Annotated in this window: 23 protein-coding genes and 1 other RNA gene; 11 read left to right on the top strand and 13 right to left on the bottom strand. The window is 55.3% G+C overall.

Features of this window, described 5'->3' with window-relative positions; genetic code table 11:
- Positions 1 to 11: 11 nt before the first annotated feature.
- The 5 genes from ABUA09_RS08285 to ABUA09_RS08265 all read right to left on the bottom strand — a co-directional run bounded on the left by ABUA09_RS08285 (position 12) and on the right by ABUA09_RS08265 (position 6032).
- Positions 12 to 1604, bottom strand: coding sequence for an ATP-binding protein (locus ABUA09_RS08285; protein ID WP_349949288.1), 1593 nt, complete (start codon positions 1602 to 1604; stop codon positions 12 to 14).
- Entirely contained in the window at positions 1604 to 3277 is a 1674-nt protein-coding gene (locus tag ABUA09_RS08280) for an ATP-binding protein (RefSeq protein WP_349949287.1), read from the bottom strand. Before ABUA09_RS08280 ends, ABUA09_RS08285 begins: the two co-directional genes overlap by 1 nt.
- Before the next feature lie 15 nt (positions 3278 to 3292).
- Entirely contained in the window at positions 3293 to 4417 is a 1125-nt protein-coding gene (locus tag ABUA09_RS08275; protein ID WP_349949286.1) for a hypothetical protein, read from the bottom strand.
- Positions 4418 to 4617: 200 nt separating this feature from the next.
- Complete coding sequence (locus tag ABUA09_RS08270; RefSeq protein WP_349949285.1) at positions 4618 to 5442, bottom strand: nucleotidyl transferase AbiEii/AbiGii toxin family protein; 825 nt, start codon at positions 5440 to 5442, stop codon at positions 4618 to 4620.
- Positions 5439 to 6032, bottom strand: coding sequence for a type IV toxin-antitoxin system AbiEi family antitoxin domain-containing protein (locus ABUA09_RS08265; RefSeq protein ID WP_349949284.1), 594 nt, complete (start codon positions 6030 to 6032; stop codon positions 5439 to 5441). The genes ABUA09_RS08270 and ABUA09_RS08265 overlap by 4 nt, the downstream gene beginning before the upstream one ends.
- A gap of 290 nt (positions 6033 to 6322) precedes the next feature.
- Between ABUA09_RS08265 and ABUA09_RS08260 the strand changes: the two genes are divergently transcribed.
- The 3 genes from ABUA09_RS08260 (at position 6323) to ABUA09_RS08250 (ending at position 7564) form a co-directional block, all read left to right on the top strand.
- Positions 6323 to 6652 (top strand): plasmid mobilization protein, encoded by a 330-nt coding sequence (locus tag ABUA09_RS08260; protein WP_349949310.1) that lies wholly within the window; start codon positions 6323 to 6325, stop codon positions 6650 to 6652.
- Positions 6653 to 6879: 227 nt separating this feature from the next.
- Positions 6880 to 7272: a replication initiator protein A gene (locus ABUA09_RS08255; RefSeq protein WP_349949283.1), complete on the top strand. Its 393-nt coding sequence runs from the start codon at positions 6880 to 6882 to the stop codon at positions 7270 to 7272.
- 127 nt (positions 7273 to 7399) lie between these two features.
- A complete protein-coding gene (locus ABUA09_RS08250) occupies positions 7400 to 7564 on the top strand; it encodes a hypothetical protein (protein ID WP_349949282.1) in 165 nt (54 codons plus the stop codon).
- 117 nt (positions 7565 to 7681) lie between these two features.
- Here ABUA09_RS08250 and ssrA read toward each other — a convergent pair.
- The 5 genes from ssrA to ABUA09_RS08225 all read right to left on the bottom strand — a co-directional run bounded on the left by ssrA (position 7682) and on the right by ABUA09_RS08225 (position 10315).
- Positions 7682 to 8037: a transfer-messenger RNA gene (gene ssrA, locus ABUA09_RS08245) on the bottom strand.
- A gap of 191 nt (positions 8038 to 8228) precedes the next feature.
- A complete protein-coding gene (locus ABUA09_RS08240; RefSeq protein ID WP_033118895.1) occupies positions 8229 to 8750 on the bottom strand; it encodes a peptidylprolyl isomerase in 522 nt (173 codons plus the stop codon).
- 79 nt (positions 8751 to 8829) lie between these two features.
- Positions 8830 to 9294 carry an SsrA-binding protein SmpB gene (smpB, locus tag ABUA09_RS08235; RefSeq protein WP_033118894.1) on the bottom strand — a complete coding sequence of 155 codons (465 nt, stop codon included), beginning with the start codon at positions 9292 to 9294 and terminating at the stop codon, positions 8830 to 8832.
- A gap of 106 nt (positions 9295 to 9400) precedes the next feature.
- Positions 9401 to 9859 (bottom strand): ImmA/IrrE family metallo-endopeptidase, encoded by a 459-nt coding sequence (locus ABUA09_RS08230; RefSeq protein WP_052082855.1) that lies wholly within the window; start codon positions 9857 to 9859, stop codon positions 9401 to 9403.
- The gene (locus ABUA09_RS08225) at positions 9860 to 10315 is read right to left on the bottom strand and encodes a helix-turn-helix domain-containing protein (protein WP_033118893.1); all 456 of its coding nucleotides are present in this window, start codon (positions 10313 to 10315) and stop codon (positions 9860 to 9862) included.
- A gap of 229 nt (positions 10316 to 10544) precedes the next feature.
- On the opposite strand from ABUA09_RS08225, the gene ABUA09_RS08220 reads away from it, so the two are divergent.
- The 4 genes from ABUA09_RS08220 to ABUA09_RS08205 all read left to right on the top strand — a co-directional run bounded on the left by ABUA09_RS08220 (position 10545) and on the right by ABUA09_RS08205 (position 11756).
- On the top strand, positions 10545 to 10730 hold the full coding sequence (locus ABUA09_RS08220; protein ID WP_052082854.1) for a hypothetical protein: 186 nt from the start codon (positions 10545 to 10547) through the stop codon (positions 10728 to 10730).
- Positions 10727 to 11014 carry a DUF6291 domain-containing protein gene (locus ABUA09_RS08215; protein ID WP_052082853.1) on the top strand — a complete coding sequence of 96 codons (288 nt, stop codon included), beginning with the start codon at positions 10727 to 10729 and terminating at the stop codon, positions 11012 to 11014. The genes ABUA09_RS08220 and ABUA09_RS08215 overlap by 4 nt, the downstream gene beginning before the upstream one ends.
- Before the next feature lie 116 nt (positions 11015 to 11130).
- Complete coding sequence (locus ABUA09_RS08210; protein ID WP_156113810.1) at positions 11131 to 11352, top strand: hypothetical protein; 222 nt, start codon at positions 11131 to 11133, stop codon at positions 11350 to 11352.
- Positions 11349 to 11756 (top strand): hypothetical protein, encoded by a 408-nt coding sequence (locus ABUA09_RS08205; protein ID WP_033118891.1) that lies wholly within the window; start codon positions 11349 to 11351, stop codon positions 11754 to 11756. Before ABUA09_RS08210 ends, ABUA09_RS08205 begins: the two co-directional genes overlap by 4 nt.
- An 89-nt stretch (positions 11757 to 11845) precedes the next feature.
- Here the strand turns inward: ABUA09_RS08205 and ABUA09_RS08200 are convergent, their stop codons facing one another.
- Together ABUA09_RS08200 and ABUA09_RS08195 are read right to left on the bottom strand one after the other, a co-directional pair.
- Positions 11846 to 12019 (bottom strand): hypothetical protein, encoded by a 174-nt coding sequence (locus ABUA09_RS08200; RefSeq protein ID WP_158453354.1) that lies wholly within the window; start codon positions 12017 to 12019, stop codon positions 11846 to 11848.
- 189 nt (positions 12020 to 12208) lie between these two features.
- Entirely contained in the window at positions 12209 to 12379 is a 171-nt protein-coding gene (locus ABUA09_RS08195) for a hypothetical protein (RefSeq protein ID WP_156113809.1), read from the bottom strand.
- Between the two features lie 76 nt (positions 12380 to 12455).
- Between ABUA09_RS08195 and ABUA09_RS08190 the strand changes: the two genes are divergently transcribed.
- Complete coding sequence (locus ABUA09_RS08190) at positions 12456 to 14102, top strand: hypothetical protein (protein ID WP_349949281.1); 1647 nt, start codon at positions 12456 to 12458, stop codon at positions 14100 to 14102.
- 17 nt (positions 14103 to 14119) lie between these two features.
- On the opposite strand, the gene ABUA09_RS08185 is transcribed toward ABUA09_RS08190, so the two are convergent.
- Entirely contained in the window at positions 14120 to 14740 is a 621-nt protein-coding gene (locus tag ABUA09_RS08185; protein ID WP_033118889.1) for a hypothetical protein, read from the bottom strand.
- Positions 14741 to 15006: 266 nt separating this feature from the next.
- Between ABUA09_RS08185 and ABUA09_RS08180 the strand changes: the two genes are divergently transcribed.
- The 3 genes from ABUA09_RS08180 to ABUA09_RS08170 all read left to right on the top strand — a co-directional run.
- Positions 15007 to 15243: a hypothetical protein gene (locus ABUA09_RS08180; RefSeq protein WP_195614404.1), complete on the top strand. Its 237-nt coding sequence runs from the start codon at positions 15007 to 15009 to the stop codon at positions 15241 to 15243.
- A complete protein-coding gene (locus ABUA09_RS08175; RefSeq protein ID WP_208319917.1) occupies positions 15236 to 16492 on the top strand; it encodes a PBSX family phage terminase large subunit in 1257 nt (418 codons plus the stop codon). The genes ABUA09_RS08180 and ABUA09_RS08175 overlap by 8 nt, the downstream gene beginning before the upstream one ends.
- Before the next feature lie 99 nt (positions 16493 to 16591).
- Positions 16592 to 17299 (top strand): phage portal protein (locus ABUA09_RS08170; RefSeq protein WP_349949280.1); only part of this gene is annotated, 708 nt, incomplete at its 3' end.

Below are 17299 nucleotides of genomic sequence, written 5' to 3'. Positions count from 1 at the left end.
TAATAATACTCTCATTTTTTCTTCACGCTCAGCTCCGATTTTATCTTCTCGCGCAATGCCTCGGCTGTCTTGGGATCGTCCGTGAAGTAGGTGTCAATCACAGAGATAATGCGCTGGTACAACTTGCGTTCATCACGGCTGTACGAAGAAGGCAAATCATTTTTTGTTGCATATCCCGCATTTACAATTTTCGTGTTCAATGCAGTTACTTTTTTTGTTGCAGTTTCCGCCTGAGAAAGGGCTTTTTCCACCGCTTCCTTACGCTCATCATCAAATGTACCGCGCTCTAATGCTTTTCGGACAGTTTTTTCATCCTTTTCACGAGTGCGGGCGATTTTTTCGAGGCGTTCAGCGATTTGCTCCCTTTTTTCGTCGGAGGTAATTGCACCGGAGTCGATTTTTTTTTCCAATTCCCTCTGCTCTTCATTCAATTTCGTCAGGTTGCGAAGCGCAGAAGTCGCCTCCGATGTTCCGCGACGATATTTTTTGTTTATTCTCCCCGCCCATTCAGACAGTGCTTTTTTCATTTCATTATAGACTGCGCTTGGCTCAAAGTCGTCTCTCTGGGAGTTCGGGACTAAATCATTATGGAGCACATGTATCTCACCGGCAAAACACTTATTTGCACGAGATGCTTCCAATGCAGACAACGGAAAGAATTTTGCAAAAGTGGAATTATCCCCAACAAGAATATTCCCTTTTCTGAATCTAATTCCTTGAACTGCTTCATCGCTAATGCTTCCGGAAAAATCAGTAATTGCTATCCACCCAATGTATAGTGGACTACCATCTAATGCTTCTTGATAAACAAACTCAACATCGCGAACATAGTCCTTTGTTTTTGTTCGCTCCTGCTTTCCAGTTGACATACTACGAGAATACAGTTTATAGATTGGCTTTCTACGTGCGCCGCGAAGGATTTTATAACAGGTGATCGGGAAACCCTTTTCTATAAAATGTTCCCGGATCTTTCTTGCCTGAACGAACTGCTGACTATCAAAATCAATTGGCGCAGTTTCTGCAAGATAGCGGATAGCATCATTTTCGTCTAATAAACCAGATTCCCTTGGGACACCGATTAGGCGTACTTCAAAATAATGTTTTCCAGCTTCTTCTGGTTCTTCTTCAAAAGTACTGATCGCTTTGAAGGTTTCCATGATGTCTGATGTTTCAGTGTTCGATTTTTGAAGCAGTTGCTGCATTCGAACACAGTCACAAGTCATTATGGTTTTTGCGGAGTCTCCAACAGCAGAGGTGATAAATTGCACTTTCTCTGCATATGCAAGTCCGCCTAATCGTCCGATGCCGCGAAAACCGCGTTCTGTCACGCCATCTTTATCAGATGCACCAACATTCATTAGTTTTGTCTTTGCAATATCAAGAGGTATTCCAAGACCATTATCTCTGATAACAATATTGCGTTCCTTATCATCAATGAAAATATGTATCTCAGCTTCGGTCGCTTGCAAAATGCCCGACTCTATCGCCCTGTCGATAGAGTCAGAAGAATTCTGAATGTATTCGCGATAAACGTGCATAGGATTGGAATACATTCCTTTTGTCAATATTTCCAGAAGGAATTTTCCGGCAATAGGCTCGCTCATTATTTGCTACCTCCTTGATTGTAGGACGGAAACGGGAATTGGATTTTCAACAGCGTCTTAAATACAGGGTGATGCACAATCAGATCACCCTTTTTCAAGCGGGTCATCATATTGGCATATACAGACGGAACAAATTTGTAATCAGGACGGGATACCTCAATGGCATTGGTACGTCCATAAATATTTGTTCCACAATTTCCTTTGATACGATCGTGAATCGCGCTTCTAAACTGCTCTGCGGAAAACAGGATCACACCCTCAGAGCGTCCCCGTTCTGTAATATCCAACAAGTTTGCGAGGAGGGGCGAGTTTTTGCTGGAAGTAGAGGGGGCGTATTTATTCAGCTCATCCACAAAAATAATGATTTTCTTGGGAACCGGCTTATCGCTGATACGATCCTCCTGATCAAAGTCTCCGTGCTTCAAAGAATAGACAGACCGAATAATATCCCCAAAAACAAGACATTGAAGCTGCTCCGTGAGTCCCGCAATATCTACAACCATCATTTCTCCGCCGTTGATGTTCAGCACTTCGTCAGAAAGATATACCTGATGCTGTTCTTTCTTGCTTGACTTTGCATTAACAAAAATATCATCGTTAATGGAATTGTTAATGAGACGGCGGAATCGTTGCCATGATTGAATCAAGATGCTGGAGTTATCTTTCTTAGTGCTTCCTTTGCTACAAAACTCTTTCAAAACTTCTTTAAAATTAGCCCAACTCAAATCGCCCTTAAACTCAGGACCGTAATCAATATAGTTCAGAATGGACTCGATTGTATAGTTGGGATCATCTACATTGGCAAATAGCATATCTACTTTATTGATATCATGTTCAAATGTGTAGACAAAATTTGCCGCTTGATTTGTGGCAAATTGTTCCGCTAAATCCTCAGTAGGCAATGCGGTATTTGCATACAGCTTGTCCTTTTGCTGTCTATAAGGGTACAGATATTTTACATTCTCAAACGGCGTACACGGTATGCCCAGATCATCCCAGTCTTGACGTTGCGTCTCCGTAATCTTCTCATTTGGCTGATGCACATGAAGTAAATCGTCACCCTTGACATTCATTACAATGATGGCAACATCATCCTTACATTTATGCTGAATTGCTTTCAAGAGGAACATGACATAGCTGGTCTTTGTCGCTAAACCAGAAATACCAGAAATGTTCATGTGCGCTCCCTCCGGACCGATCAGGAAATCTCCATTGTATTTGATCGGAACAGAGACATTGTTTCCTGCTTTCATAAGACCTGCGGGAATAGCAGTTTTTTCATCAATATTATCAAGTCCAAGTGCGACTTGAATATCATCTTCATCCGCCGTATATACAGCGGATCCTTCGAATACCGGCATGAAGTTTTCTTTGGTGTTATGAATGACAGACACTTTGGCATAGGAAAGAGACAGACGTCTTGTCATGGGGGCAATATCCACATTGCCGAAATCGGAGGAAACGTAGTTGCTGATATGCCCCGCACCATCTGTAATATGGAAAATGTCCTGGACAACGCCATATGTGATTGAATCGTCCGTTTTGTTATGCACGAGGACAATGTCGAACGGACTCAGAATTGTATCGTCAGACAGCCAAAATTGGAACTCATCACAGGATGAAGGGTTCTTTTCTGTGGCAGATACTTTGCCAATCAGTTTTCGTGTACTCATTTTTCTATCTCCTTATTACCGAAAATCACGTTTAAAATTATTGATAAACACTAAATCACTTTCAAAGGTAGATTTGATAAGCGTTTCTGTCAGATACACCGGGTATAGATGACTTGCCCACCGTTCATCACGTCCATAGCAAGTAGGCGAACACTCATTGAGCAATGACAACGAAATTGTATCAACAACATCTGTTGGAATTCCGCTGTCGTAATTATCCTCTAATGCCATCTTCTCAATTTTGATGATTCCTTCGAGAGGATTTGATACTCTGTTTTTGGGACGTATTCTTAAATACCACACTCCAAATCTCCGGCCGCGATCATTTTCTTTCAGGAACACAGGGGTGCGTTCTCCATATTCAAGTTTTAAGAGCTCTGCACCAATTTGTGTTCCTCCGCGTTTGGATTTGCTGGATGTGGGGAGCATCGGATTGAAACTCTTGGAAACACCGATCACATTGTAGAACAGGTCAGCAAACTCGTTTTTTCCAGTATCCTGACGGAGAAATTGAAGTGGTCCGTCTACCACCAGCATGCGGTCTGTGTCTAACGCACCAGATTTGACCATATTTGAAAGAATGCCTATTTCCATATCATGCATCATGGTGTTAGCCTTTGCGATTGCAGCATTAACAGGAATATTGTGCTTTTCCGGTTCAAAGCGGTAATTGACCACTTCAAGAGCCATTTCTCGTGCAACCTTTGTCCGGGTGATACGCTGCTGGATTTCCATAAAGTCCACTGTATTGACTTTATCGCTCAACAGCAAAAGATTTTTCCGCTGGATACTCTGGAATGAATGAAGCTTTTTTTGACTGTCTCTTTCCGTGCAACCAGCTCTGATTTGCGCAACGACAACCGGATAAATCTTTTTGCCGTCAATTACAATATCGCCTATCTTATATGTTCGTCGAGACCCGTCCATAAAGAACGAAAAATTAGAAAAGTTACGATCTTCAACAAAGAGATCATATTTCCTGATTTTCTTGGACTCGTCAGTTTCAAACGGTTTTCCGATTACTTTGATTTCATCGCCTTCGTCTTGATATGGTTCTGGATAATAATGATCAAGATCAAGGCTTTCGTTTTGATAAAGTGCAACACCGCACTTGTCAAATATTTTATTCAGTGTAGGCATGATAAAACTCCATGCAGCTATTGTCGGGAATGCCTTTCCAAGAATCAAAAGGAGTTGTCATGTTGAATTGTGTCCTGGTTTGTCATAGTCTGTCGAATAGACGATTCAGGAAGCGTTGTAAACCAAGGGTGTAGTGCGCCCATTCGCACCCCTGAGGTGGAATACGCCCCACGATTTCGAGTCCGGGTCGCTGAAAATAACTACCCAACCAAAGCCCTCACCGCATTCATAATCTGCTCGTAGGTAATATCCTGCGCGTATGCGAACTGCTTGCGGTATTTATCCCACATGGCACGGAGTTCCGGGCTTTCCTCAATGTTATACAGGATCCCGGGGACATCTACGATCTGCTCCGCAGTGCCGCGATGCTTGGCCGTTGCACGCAGCGCCTCAGCAAACACGGCTTTATCAAATTTCTGTGTTGTGGTCAATATGTATGCATCGTAGAAATCTCTGGGGCGGGTATTGAACACACCACGCCGCAGGATGGGTTCCACCTTCTCTGCCATGACAGTTTCAATGTTGTATGCCCACAGCTCGTAGGACTTCTCATCATCAAAAATCTCGGAAAAGTTGTACTGCACCGCGTGAGGCGTGATGGCATCACCGGTGGACACGTCAATACTCATCGGGGTCAGCAGCGTATCAAACCTGGCGTTCAGCATGACCCGATAGCCACCGTAAATGTCGTCCTCCCGGATGGGAGTGATGGGTCCAATCTCGAATACCACGCCATCGTCAAAGGGAATGACACAAACCTGCTCCAATGCACTGCGAATCGCATCCGGTGTGAGGGGCAGGTTTTTCAATGTGGTATCCAAGTCCATCGTTGCCCTGTTGTCCAGACCAACGATGGCTGCCACCAGCATACCGCCCTTCAGAACGAACTTCTCTTTATACTCCGACACAGAAAGACGGACAAGCAGCCGCTCAAACATATAGTTCTGCAAGATCACCTGAGCCGGGATATTTTTCTTCTTGGCAATGTTGCGGATCTTCGCTTTTAGACTCATTGCTTTGCTCACAGAAGCACCTCCAAATACTGCCGCAGGACGTTCGCCACACGCATCTTCTTCGCGTAAGAATTGAGCTTATTCAAATCCTTCTTGGAATTGGCAGCGTACAGTTTCAGTGCTGCCAAAAAGGTTTCTATCCCGAGCTTATTACGGCTACGGATCACATCACAAATAGTGCGTTCCAGATCGTAGCAGGGAACGAGATTACCGGCAGGTGTTTTCAGCTCAGTCTTGCCGAGATCAAACAGCTCCGGCTTGATGTAGTACACCTTGCACTCTGCTTTGATCGCCGCAGAAGGAATGCATCCGGACGGTGCAGTGATTGTGTGTTCAAAGGGTGTTCTGTCCGAGATGCCATGTAAGAAAAGAGCTGTTTCATGAGAGAATATGATCTGTGTTGAACGCTTGCTTATTGACAGGAGTTCATCTTCCATATCATCGGGAAGGATATACTGTCCTTTTACAATGCGATGGATTTTATCTTCTTTGCACAGCTTGTAGAGCATGGCTTTTGAGATGCCATACTGCGCTGCGATTTTTGTTTCAATAATGCCGCCATGCTCCTTGGCAATGGCAGTGAGTTCAGCAATATAATCCATTCAAACACCTCGTCGCAATAACTCAATAATATTATACTCATAATTACGATCATAGTCAATGCATCTCAAAGAACATTCGAAAAATATTTGCAATTAAATTATGACGATAGTCAACACAGAGTAAAGGGCTTGGGATACTCCCAACAAACAAAAATTTCTGGGTGTACAGACACCGGATGTGCTTGCTATTCTCTAAAAACTGAATCATCTTCGTTATCACGCGCTCTCGGTTTGAAAAAAACGAGGGCGCTTTTTATTTCCAGAATTACTCACATAGGGGGAATTGAATGATGAAAAATCGCACCAGACCAGTCCGCATTGAGTTCCGTGTTACCGCGCAGGAACATCAACTTATCCAGAGAAAGATGGAGCAGCTTGGCACCAAAAACATGGGAGCCTATCTTCGTAAGATGGCGATCGACGGCTATATCATCAAAGTGGATTGCACCGAGCAAAAGAAACTGGCTGCTGCCGTCAGCCGCGTTGCCGGAAACATCAATCAGATCTGCCGCCGTATCAATCAGACCGGGCATTTCTATAAGGATGATATTGTCGGGTTGAAAGCGAAACAGTGTGAAATTTGGGAACTACTCAAACAGTCGCAAAGGGCGGAATTATGACCACAACGGGATTATCCGTGTATGGATTTCCCGTCGACGGTTTTTCAGACCGTGGATCGCCTGACGCTCAAGACCGTACCATAACCGGATTTCCGGACCGTGGATTTCCGAACGGTCATCGAGTATGGAATTCATCCTCTAATCAATAAGAAATAAATTAACTCTCAATAAAGTCATCCATCAATCCAATCAATACACCTGATGGGATTGATTGGATAGGAGGTCACATGAAGCAGGTGTTTTTCAGATTTACCGTAGAGAGCCTATCGGCATCGTACATACCTTTTCCTCGTTTTCTCATGGAGGATTGCTTTGCAGAGCTTACCAACGATGCGAAGGTGTTGTACGCACTTATGCTGGACAGAGCCAGTATTTCCAAGGTTAATGGCTATACCGAAGAGGACGGCACGATACGTCTTTACTTCACCGTGGAACAGGCACAGAAGAAGTTGCACCGCAGCCGGCAAAGCGTCACGCGGATATTTCAACAGTTGGAATCCAGTGGATTAATCTGCCGTCGAAAGCAAGGTCTTGGTAAACCTGCGATGATTACGCTCAATTACCCTTCCAATGCAAAGCTGATACAACCGAAGGAAGACGGCGAATTACCGTCAGGATAAAGGTCGAAAATCGGATAATTTGTGCCCCACAAGCGACGCAAACGCTGTGGGGTATATCTTTTCCCATGATAAAGGATAAACGGCTCCCAGGCGAGCCCAGGGGCGCATAGATGGCAGAAAGGCACATATGGACAAAAAGAAAAATAAATATGATGTGGATATACCGAAAGAAGTTTTGGATGCCTTTGCACGATACATCATTCCGGAAATCCGCCGTTTCCACGAAAGTGAGGAGGGACAGGCGTTTTACAAGGAATGGCTTGAGAAATATTCCGAATACGCAGAAAAGTGAAAAAGTCCGCTGGGGTCGTGTGACCTCAGCGGACTTTTTCTGCTTACGACATCATCTGAGCCATACCTTCACAGCGAAACCGCCGTTAAAGAAGTAGGTGTTCGTCCAATGTCCAATTGGTGGAGGCGGGGGGAGTTGAACCCCCGTCCGAAAACGTTTGAACGGGAACTTCTCCGGGCGCAGACGGTTTTTTAAGATTCCCTTCCCCAGGCGCGAGCCGTCACGCTCAGAGGGTCGGTAGCTTCATGATGCATGGTGCGCTCAAAGCTGTGCGCACGCACGGTCCCCACTCAAATGACGCCCCAATCCGGCTCGTGGGCCTTCCGGTTGGAACGGTCGCGGGCTAGTTAGGCCGCGACGAGTTCGCAGTTATCGTTGTTCTTTAATTTATAAAGAGTGCCCGTTTTTAGAAGGTCAGGCGCCTTCGCCCGCTATTCCCGCCTCCGCGTCCCCGTCGAAACCGGTACGCCCCCATGTCGTCGGAGCAAGCTGCGCTCCGTTTCATCCGCCTAACGGCGGATATACACTCTGCTCCGCTGCTCCGACTCTTCCCGGCGAAGCCCAGCAATGCGGCTTCGCCGGGGTAACGTGGGAACGGGAGCAAACTGCGCTCTGCTTCATCCGCCTGGCGGCGGAAAAACCAAAATTGACGGCGTGGACCGCCTTACACCTTCTCCGGCGCGGGATAGTCCACACCGAAGGTCTCCACAGTGACGGCCTTGATCCGCTGCTCCGCCCGGGGGCGGTCCATGCGGTCCCGGGCCTGGTTCACGATGGCGTCGGCCACATCCATGCCCTCGGTCACCTTGCCGAAGGCCGCGTACTCCCCGTCCAGGTGAGGGGCTTCGTCCACCATGATGAAGAACTGGCTCCCGGCGGAGTTGGGGTTCATGGCCCGGGCCATGGACAGCACGCCCCGGTCATGCTTGAGGCTGTTCGAAAAGCCGTTGTGGCTGAACTCTCCGCGGATGGAGTAGCCGGGGCCGCCCATGCCGGTGCCGTCCGGACAGCCGCCCTGAATCATGAAGCCGGGGATCACCCGGTGGAAGATGAGCCCGTTATAAAAGCCGGACTGCACCAGGCTGACAAAATTGTTGACGGTGTTGGGGGCCACCTCGGGATAGAGTTCGGCCACCATCTTTCCGCCGTTTTCCATCTCAATGGTCACAATGGGGTTCTGGGCCATGGGAAACACTCCTTTCTGTTGGGGGAGTATCGTAGAATACCACACTCCCCATGCCGTGTCAAGTGAGAATACGTGGATCTTACCGGCGCCGCTCCTTCAGGGTGCGGTCCATCTCCCGCTTGGCGTCCCGGGCGGCGGCGGCAGAGCGCTTGTCGTAGAGCTTTTTGCCCTTGCACAGGCCCACCGACAGCTTGATGTGGGGCCCGCGGAAATAGACCGACAGGGGCACCAGAGCGTAGCCGTCCTGCTTCACCTTGGCGTAGAGCCGGAGAATCTCCCGCTTGTGCATCAGCAGGCGGCGGGGGCGCACCGGGTCCCGGTTGAAGATATTCCCCTTCTCATAGGGGCTCACATGGAGGCCGTGGACCATCATCTGCCCGTCCTTGATGATGCAGAAGGAGTCCTTCAGGTTCACATTGCCCATGCGGATGGACTTGACCTCCGTGCCGCAGAGCTCGATGCCGGCCTCATATTGCTCCTCCACGAAATAGTCGTGGTAGGCCTTGCGGTTGGACGCGATCTGCTTGACTGCCGCGTGGTCCAAGGGCGCGCCTCCTTTCCTGAGGGTGACGGTATGCCGTGCCGGGAAAACTGTGGGCCGCGGCAGCGGCCTGACCGGCAGAGATGATTATAACACATTCCGCCGGGCTTTAAAAGGGGTTTTTGTCCCCGGGGAGGGGCGGCACCGTGCTCCGGCGGTACCGGGCCAGAGGGAGGGGGACCCCCATCCACCGCGCCACCTGCTCGTCCGACCACTCGGCGCACTCCCGCAGGTCGGCATCGTCATACAGGAGGTCCACTGCGAAGCGGTGGGCCTCGTTTTCATATTTGTTGGCCACCATGCAGGTGTTGCGGTCCATAAACAGGCGGTTGAGGCCCCGGTGGAGAAAGTGGTGCCCCAGCTCGTGGGCGCACACCAGGCGCTGCTGAGGCTCGTCCAGGCAGGCATTGACATAGACAATGGTGCGCCGCTTCACATACTGGCGCAGGCCCCGCATCTCCACCAGCGGGGCGCGGATCACAATGAACCCAAGCTCCTCCGCAATGCGGAAGGGGTCCCGTGTGCCATGCTGCGCCGCCACTCTATTTGCGAGTGCCTTCGTGTCCATTCAAGCCTCCTCTTTGGGCCCGCGGTACTTTTTGGGGGTATAGGTCTCCTTGTTCCTCAGACGGGCGGCCTCCAGGCCCAGCTTCATGGCCGCGGTGAGAGAGTCCCTGGCCTCCGGGGACATGGGCACCCCGTCGAACATCAGGTCCCCGCTGTTCTCCAGGTCCCCCATGATGCGCTCCACCTCCCGGGCCACGTCGCGGCGCTCCCGCTCCGTCAGGGTGGGGCGGCCCCGCCCGGCGGGCAGGTCCTCCAGCACCTCATAGGGGCTGACGCCGAAATACTCCGAGAGCTTCCGCACCACCTCCGGCGAAGGCTCCTTGGCCTCGTTGGCCTTCCACTTGGACACCAGGGACTTGCTGATCCCGGCCTCCACGGCGGCCCGGGTGGGGACCACGCCCTTCCGGCGGCAGAGCTCCAGAAACCGATCATAAAACACAAAATCACCCCGTTCCATTTGTGCACCCCGACAAAGTTCCCAAAATTCATAAAAATGGGTAGACAAGTTGAAAACAATGAACTATTATGAGGGCAGGAGGTTGAAAAACGAGAACTACAGTTAAATACTGGACACCAATGCATCCAGCATACCACATATGTTACTGGTTTTCAACCAAAATCAAGGGAGAAGTTGAATTTTGTGCAAAACGATGAGCGGGTTTCCGGCTACAAGAGGAGGATACCAGATGAAGGGTCCCATAAAACGGACTTTTGAACGGGCGGGCCAGATTCCGCCGCCCTGGAGCGACCCCCAGGACCAACGCCCCTGGGCCTGGTGCCGGCGGTGCCTGGGCGAGATCTACGCCCCCACGGCGGACGGCGCGGCCCTGTGCCGCCAGTGCCGGCGGGAGAAGCGGGGCAGAGGCGGGTGAAGAACAGCTTTGTGCTCTATCACGACTGGGAGGAGCCGGTGAAGCTCCTCACCGACGCGCAGGCGGGGGCGCTGTTCAAGGCCATCTTCGCCTATGAGAAGCGGGGGGAGGAGCCCCCGGAGGACCCGGCGGTGCGGATGGCGTTCCGGTTCATCCGGACGGCGCTGGACGAGAACCGGGTCAAGTACGAGGCCCGGGCGAGGAAGAACCGGGAGAACGGCCTGCTGGGCGGACGGCCCAGAAACCCAGTGGGTTCTTGGGAAAGCGGCAAAAGCGGATACTGAGCCTGCGTCTGTCTCTGACTCTGTATCTGCTCCTTTCTGAGGAAAGGAGGCGCGAGGCCGTTTGGGCGGATTTGTGGAAAACCCGGTGGAAAACCGGGAGAGAGGAGGTGGGGACCGTGCGGGACCCCATGGGATTTCGGGGCGTGCGGCCGGTGGACCCGGACTGCTACGCCCAGCCGGGGCGGCGGCCCTGGCGGGAAGCGGAGAGACCGGCCAGGGCGGAGCGGGGCGGCGAGCCCCAGTGGAAGATCGACTACTGCCTGGAGCGGTGCCCCCTGCCGCGGGAGAAGTGCCGGGGCAGAGGACTCTGCCCGGCGAGAGAGGAGCGGGAGACATGAGTAAACCGAGGTACGACTGGTGGAGCTATGTGAAGGGAATGATCCGGCGCTATCCGGAGCTGCGGCGGCGGTACGGCGCGCTGCGGGAGGGGCGGCTGACGGCGGACTACTCCGGGATGCCCCGGGGCGGCGGAGACGGGCGGGCGGTGGAAGGCCTGGCCATCCGGGAGCTGCCCAGCACCAGCCAGCGGGAGTATGAGGCCGTGCGCCGGGCGGTGGAGACCACCGAGCACTACCGCAACGGGCAGGAGCGGCTGAAGGTGATCGAGCTGGTGCTGTGGAAAAAGACCCACAACCTCCAGGGCGCCGCCCTCCAGATCCCCTGTCATGTGGACACCGCCAAGGTCTGGCATGGGGATTTTATCCGCCTGGTGGCCAGCTATTACGGCCTGATGGATGAGTAAGAAGCGCGGAGTGCCTGGGAACAGGCACAAAAAGGCCGCCCCGGGAGGGGCGGCAAAGGAAATGTATGGGGGAGAACAATGGGAGGCGGTCAGTTCTTGGTGCGTTTGGCGACGCGGAAGAGCCAGATGCTGCCGATGATGCCCGCGATAGCGCCGAAGACCATCCAGGTCTCGGGAAGGGCCAGACCACAGGCCAGCGCTATTAGACTCATAAATAACAAGGAAGAAGCTGTGTAATAAAAAAAAGCCTTGTTGCTTATCAAGAAGATCACTCCCATTCAACCTGATAATCCAATGATAACAGAATTTAAAAACGCGGTCAAGGAGAGGAGACAATACAGATGGCGGAGGGTATCAACACGAGGGAACTGAACAAGGGGTCCGAGAGACGATAAAAGGGCTGAGGAAGGTCACGTTCAAGCTGACCCTGCAAGGAGAACAACGGGAGGCGGTCAGTTCTTGGTGCGTTTGGCCACACGGAAGAGCCAAATGCTACAAGGAATGCCCGGAATACTCGCAACGATCATCCAGGTCTCGGGAAGGGCCAGACCGCAGAGCAGCGCCAAAAGACTCATAAGCAATAAATTGGTAGCAATGATATAGAAAAATGCCTTGTTACTCAAGAAGGTCCACCTCCCCAGCAGGATAACACAATGTTACCAGAATTTAAAGATACAGTCAAGGAAAGGAGAAACACAGATGGCGGAGAGCATCCATATCAAAGAACTGAACAAGGGGATACGAGAGACGGTGAAAGGGTTACGGGAGGTCACGATTAAACTGACCCCGCTGGAGGAAGCGCTGCCGGAGGTCACCCAGGGCATCGGCAAGCTGGAGCACGGCGCGGAGGAGGCGGGCTCGACCCTGGCGGAGAGCGGGAAGCGATTCACCAAGCCGGAGGACGGCGGGGAGGCGGGGACCTCCAGGCTGGCGGGCGGCATATCAAAGGCGGCACTGGACAATCTGGTCAAATCAGGAATGTGGAGTACGATAGGCAGGACGACCAGCGCCGCGGCCGAGGCAGGGTTCTCCAGCCTGTTGGGCGACACGGCGGGGAGCATGGCGTCCCACATCGTGTCGGACGCGGGGACCGGGCTGATGTTCGGGCTGCTGAACGCCACGGCGGCGGGGGGCGGCATCGCGGCCAGCGCGGCCACAGCGGCGGGCGGCATCGCCGGCGCGATGGGGGGCCTGGGGAGCGTTCTGGGCGGCCCGGTCGGGGGGCTGGTGGTGGGCGCCCTGTTCGGCGTGGCGGAAGGGATCGTGGAGTCCTTCGAGAAGCAGGACCAGGCCTTCCAGGACTATGTAAAGAGCCAATACGACCGGGTGATGCAGGAGCAGCAGGCCATGCTGCAGCGGGGCACCACCCTGGCGGCGGCGGGAGACGAGGAGTACCAGGCGGCCATGCGCGGCCTGGAGGAGGCCCAGAACGAGCTGGAGAAGCTGATGGGTCAGGGCTTTATCGACACCCGCAAGGATGGAATCCAGGCGCAGAAGGAGTGGCTGGAGGAGCAGACCAAGCAGAAGGAAGAGGGGGAAACCGGGCTGGGGCTGGGGGACGCCTACGGGCTCATCGGCTCCTTCCAGGCCTCCCTGGAGAACGACAAGGAGCGGCTGGAGCGGGATGCTCTGAGCATCGTGATGGGAGATGGGGAAAAAATCAGCAGCTACCAGGACAGCGCCCAACGGGAGCGGCTGGAGGAGCTGCAGGCCCAGTACCAGGCGCTGGAGGAGCAGTACGGCGCGACCGACAGCGAGGAGATGCAGAGAAAGATCGGGGCAAAGATGGGGGCGCTGCTGGCGGAGGCCCAGATCATCGCCGCCAACGAGTACAACGCCTCCGAAGGGGCCCAGCTCATGCAGGAGTCCAACCTGGCGCTGGTACAGGGCATCCGGGACGACTCGGTGCTGCAAAAGGAGTATTACAACGCCGGGTACACGATGGGAGAGGAGTTCAGCCAGGGCATCCTGGCGGCCAGGATGGAGAACGCCTTCTCCCCGGTGGACTACGGCCTGGCCCCGGAAGAAGGGGGGACCGGAATCGGCTCGGCAACATCGGAGCCGGAAAACAATGCGATCCCATCGGCATACAAGGTGAAGGCGGACAGCGGCATCCATGGGCGCTATGCCTACGGCCTGGACTATGTGCCTTACGACAACTTCCCGGCCCTGCTGCACCAGGGCGAGCGGGTGCTGACGGCCTCCCAGGCACGGTCCGCGGACCGGGACGGCGGGGTAAACGTGACCTTCTCGGGACCGGTCACCGTCCGGGAGGAGGCGGACCTGGACCGGCTGGCGGCCAAGCTGGCCGAAAAGGTGGCCCGGGCGGCCCTGCTGCGGGGCTGAACGGGACCTTCCGTCCATTACAGCGGAGGCAGCACAGTGAGCATGGCAAGCCCGCCGGTGACGATATAGGAGAAAGACGCGCTCTCCCCGTTGAAGAAATTCATGGTGCCGTCGGTAAAGGCGGCATTCGCAATATCAAGGGATTCGTCCAACGACGCTATTTCCTCACTGGAGGAAAAGCCGCCGGTGACGACCGCAAGGTAGCTGCCGAACACTTTGGCATCGCTCTCACTCAGTTGAGAAGAATCTCCAGTGAGGAATACCTGTGTAAGTTCGCCGGAATCCTTGGCCTCATACAGAATGCAGCTGGCGCCGGGACAGATGCTGTAAGAGTACGCCACCAAATCCCCGTTTTCGGCATCGGGCAGTTCAGATATGTCCGGATCATTTTCAAAGGCGTTGGGAAGATCGCTGGAGGAAAACGTATTGGACATGGCCTCGGCCATAGCGGAGCGGGAGAGGCCAAACGTGGCGCCGGTATAGGGAGTCACCTCGCCGGCAGGAGGAGCAGAGACCGCAACAACGGGAGACTGGCCGGGATCGCCCGTCGGAGCAGGCTGATCGGAAGAGGCAGAGCCGCAGGCGGCGGTGAGGGTAAGGCACAGGGACAGAGTCAGCAGGCAAGAGAGCTTTTTCACTGTAAAATCCTCCTATTCATTGTTTGGATTTGTGAATATTTACAAATCCCTTGCAAGTATAGCACAACTGTAATGGATCAGCAAGAGCAGCGTGACAGTGCGAAGCGCGGAGACGGCACCAAAAGGGGCCCCCGCAAAGCCGCAAGGCAAATCGGGGACCCACGAAAGGCAAAACGCCTTTCGTGGGAGAGCCGGAGGCCATCCCACCACCGGGGGGCCAAAAAACCGTGGTAGGATGACATAGCTGAAGCAAAGGAGGGATGTCATTGGAGACGGAAGAGCGGAGCAGCCCGGAGGGCTACACCCAGGCGGCGCTGGAGGCCCTGGCCGACATCGCCCTGGGACGGAAGTCCTACCCCGCCCGGGACAAGGACGGGCGGGAGGTCCCCTGCCAGCCCACGGTGGCCGAGCGGCTCAAGGCGCTGGAGCTGCTGAGCCGGTGGAGCGGGGAGGCCGGCACCGGAGCCCGCGCAGAACCGGCCAGGATCGTGGACGATGTGTGAGATCAGATGCTCCTCCCTCCTGGCCCCGGCCTTCCACTGCGTCCACCGGGATGTGAAGGCGGGGGGACACACCCACTACTGGCTCCCCGGCGGGCGGGGCTCCGGCAAGTCCTCCTTCGTGGGGGTGGAGATCCCCCTCTGCCTCATGCGGGACGCCCAAAAGGGCGTGATGAGCCACGCCGTGGCCCTGCGGCGCTACGGCGTGACCCTGCGGGAGTCGGTCTACGCCCAGCTCCTGTGGGGGGTGCACGCCCTGGGGGCCGGACGGCTCTGGGAGGCGCGGCTCTCCCCCCTGTCCCTGTGCTACCGCCCCACCGGACAGCGCATCCTCTTCCGGGGCGCCGACGACCCCATGAAGCTCAAGTCCATCCGACCGGAGCGGGGCTACATCAAGTATGCCTGGTACGAGGAGGCCGACGAGTTCGAGGGGGAGGAGAAGGTCCGGGCCGTCAACCAGTCCCTGATGCGGGGCGGGGAGGACTTCGCCTTCTTCTACACCTTCAACCCGCCCCGCAGCGCCCGGAACTGGTGCAACCAGTATGTGAGGGGGGAGCACCCCGGGACCCTGGTGCACCGGACCGACTACCGCACGGTGCCCAGGGCCTGGCTGGGAGAGCCCTTCCTGCTGGAGGCCGAGCACCTGCGCCTGGTCAATCCCCAGGCCTACGCCCGGGAATACCTGGGGGAGGTGACGGGCACCGGCGGCGAGGTGTTTTCCAACGTGACGCTGCGGACCATCTCCGAGGAGGAGATCGGGCGGTTCGACCACATCCGCCGGGGGCTGGACTGGGGCTACGCCGCCGACCCCCTGGCCTACAACGTCTGCCACTACGACCCCGTCCGGCGGCGGCTCTACCTCTTCCGGGAGCTCCACCGGGCGGGGCTCACCAACCGCAGGACCGCCCTCCTCCTCCGGGAGGAGGGCGGGGAGGGGCGCATCGTCTGCGACTCCGCCGAGCCCAAGAGCATCGCCGAGCTGCGGGACTACGGCCTGCGGGCCGTGGGGGCCCGCAAGGGAGCGGGGTCCGTGGCCTTCGGAATACAATGGCTCCAGGACCTGGAGGAGATCGTCATCGACCCCGCCCGCTGCCCCGAGAGCGCCCGGGAGTTCACCGGCTACGAGCTGGAGCGGGACCGGGACGGCGGCTTCCGGGCCGGATTCCCCGACCGGGACAACCACCACATCGATGCTGTGCGCTACGCCTGCGAGGACGATATGGCGGGCCCGGCGCTGCATATCCTGAAGTGAAACGGGCCCCGGCTCCACGGCCGGGGCGACAGAGCGGCGGCAGCCGCGACGATGAGAGAGGAGGAGCAGGGACCCGGAAGCAGGGCCCTGCGGCACAAGATGACATACACACAGACCGAGCTGGTGAGCGCGGCCCTGGCCGACCCGGACCGGGCCCCCATGCGCCTGCATGAGATCGTCAGCGAGGAGATCCGGGTCTTTCGAAGCTCGCCCCGGTACCGGGAGCTGCTGGAGGCCGACGCCTACTACCGCAACCGCTCCGACGTGCAGCGCAAGGCCGGCAACGGGCCGGGGCGCTCCAACGTCCGGCTGGAGCACCCCATCTACAAAAAGCTGGTGGACCAGAAGGCCCGCTACCTCCTGTCCCGGCCCTGGGCGGTGGAGACGGAGGACCGGGCCTATGGACAGGCCCTGGAGGAGATCTTTGACGCCGGGTTCCGGCACACCGTGAAGGCCCTGGGGAGGGATGCGGTAAAATCGGGGGTGGCCTGGCTCCAGCCCTATATCGGCCCGGCGGGGAGGCTGGAGTTTCTCCGCCTGCCCGCCCACGAGGTGGTCCCCCTGTGGCGGGACGCCGGGCGGAGCGAGCTGGACGGCTTCCTCCGGGTCTACCCCCAGACCGTCTACGCCGGGCAGGAGGCCCGGCGGGTGGAGCGGGCCGAATACTGGTCCGGGGACGGCCTGCGGCGGTTCCTCTGCGCCGACGGCAGCGGGCGGTTCCGCCCCGACGGGGAGCCCGAGCCCCACTTCACCCTGGGGGGCCGGGGCTCCAACTGGAGCCGGGTCCCCCGGGGCTGGCTGCGCGCC

It is taken from the genome of Intestinimonas sp. RTP31139st1_F5_RTP31139_211217 (genome assembly GCF_040226735.1).
In the GTDB taxonomy this organism is placed as follows: domain Bacteria; phylum Bacillota; class Clostridia; order Oscillospirales; family Oscillospiraceae; genus Intestinimonas; species Intestinimonas butyriciproducens.
Note: the sequence above shows the minus strand (reverse complement) of the source record. Positions and strands in the feature narration are given on the sequence as shown.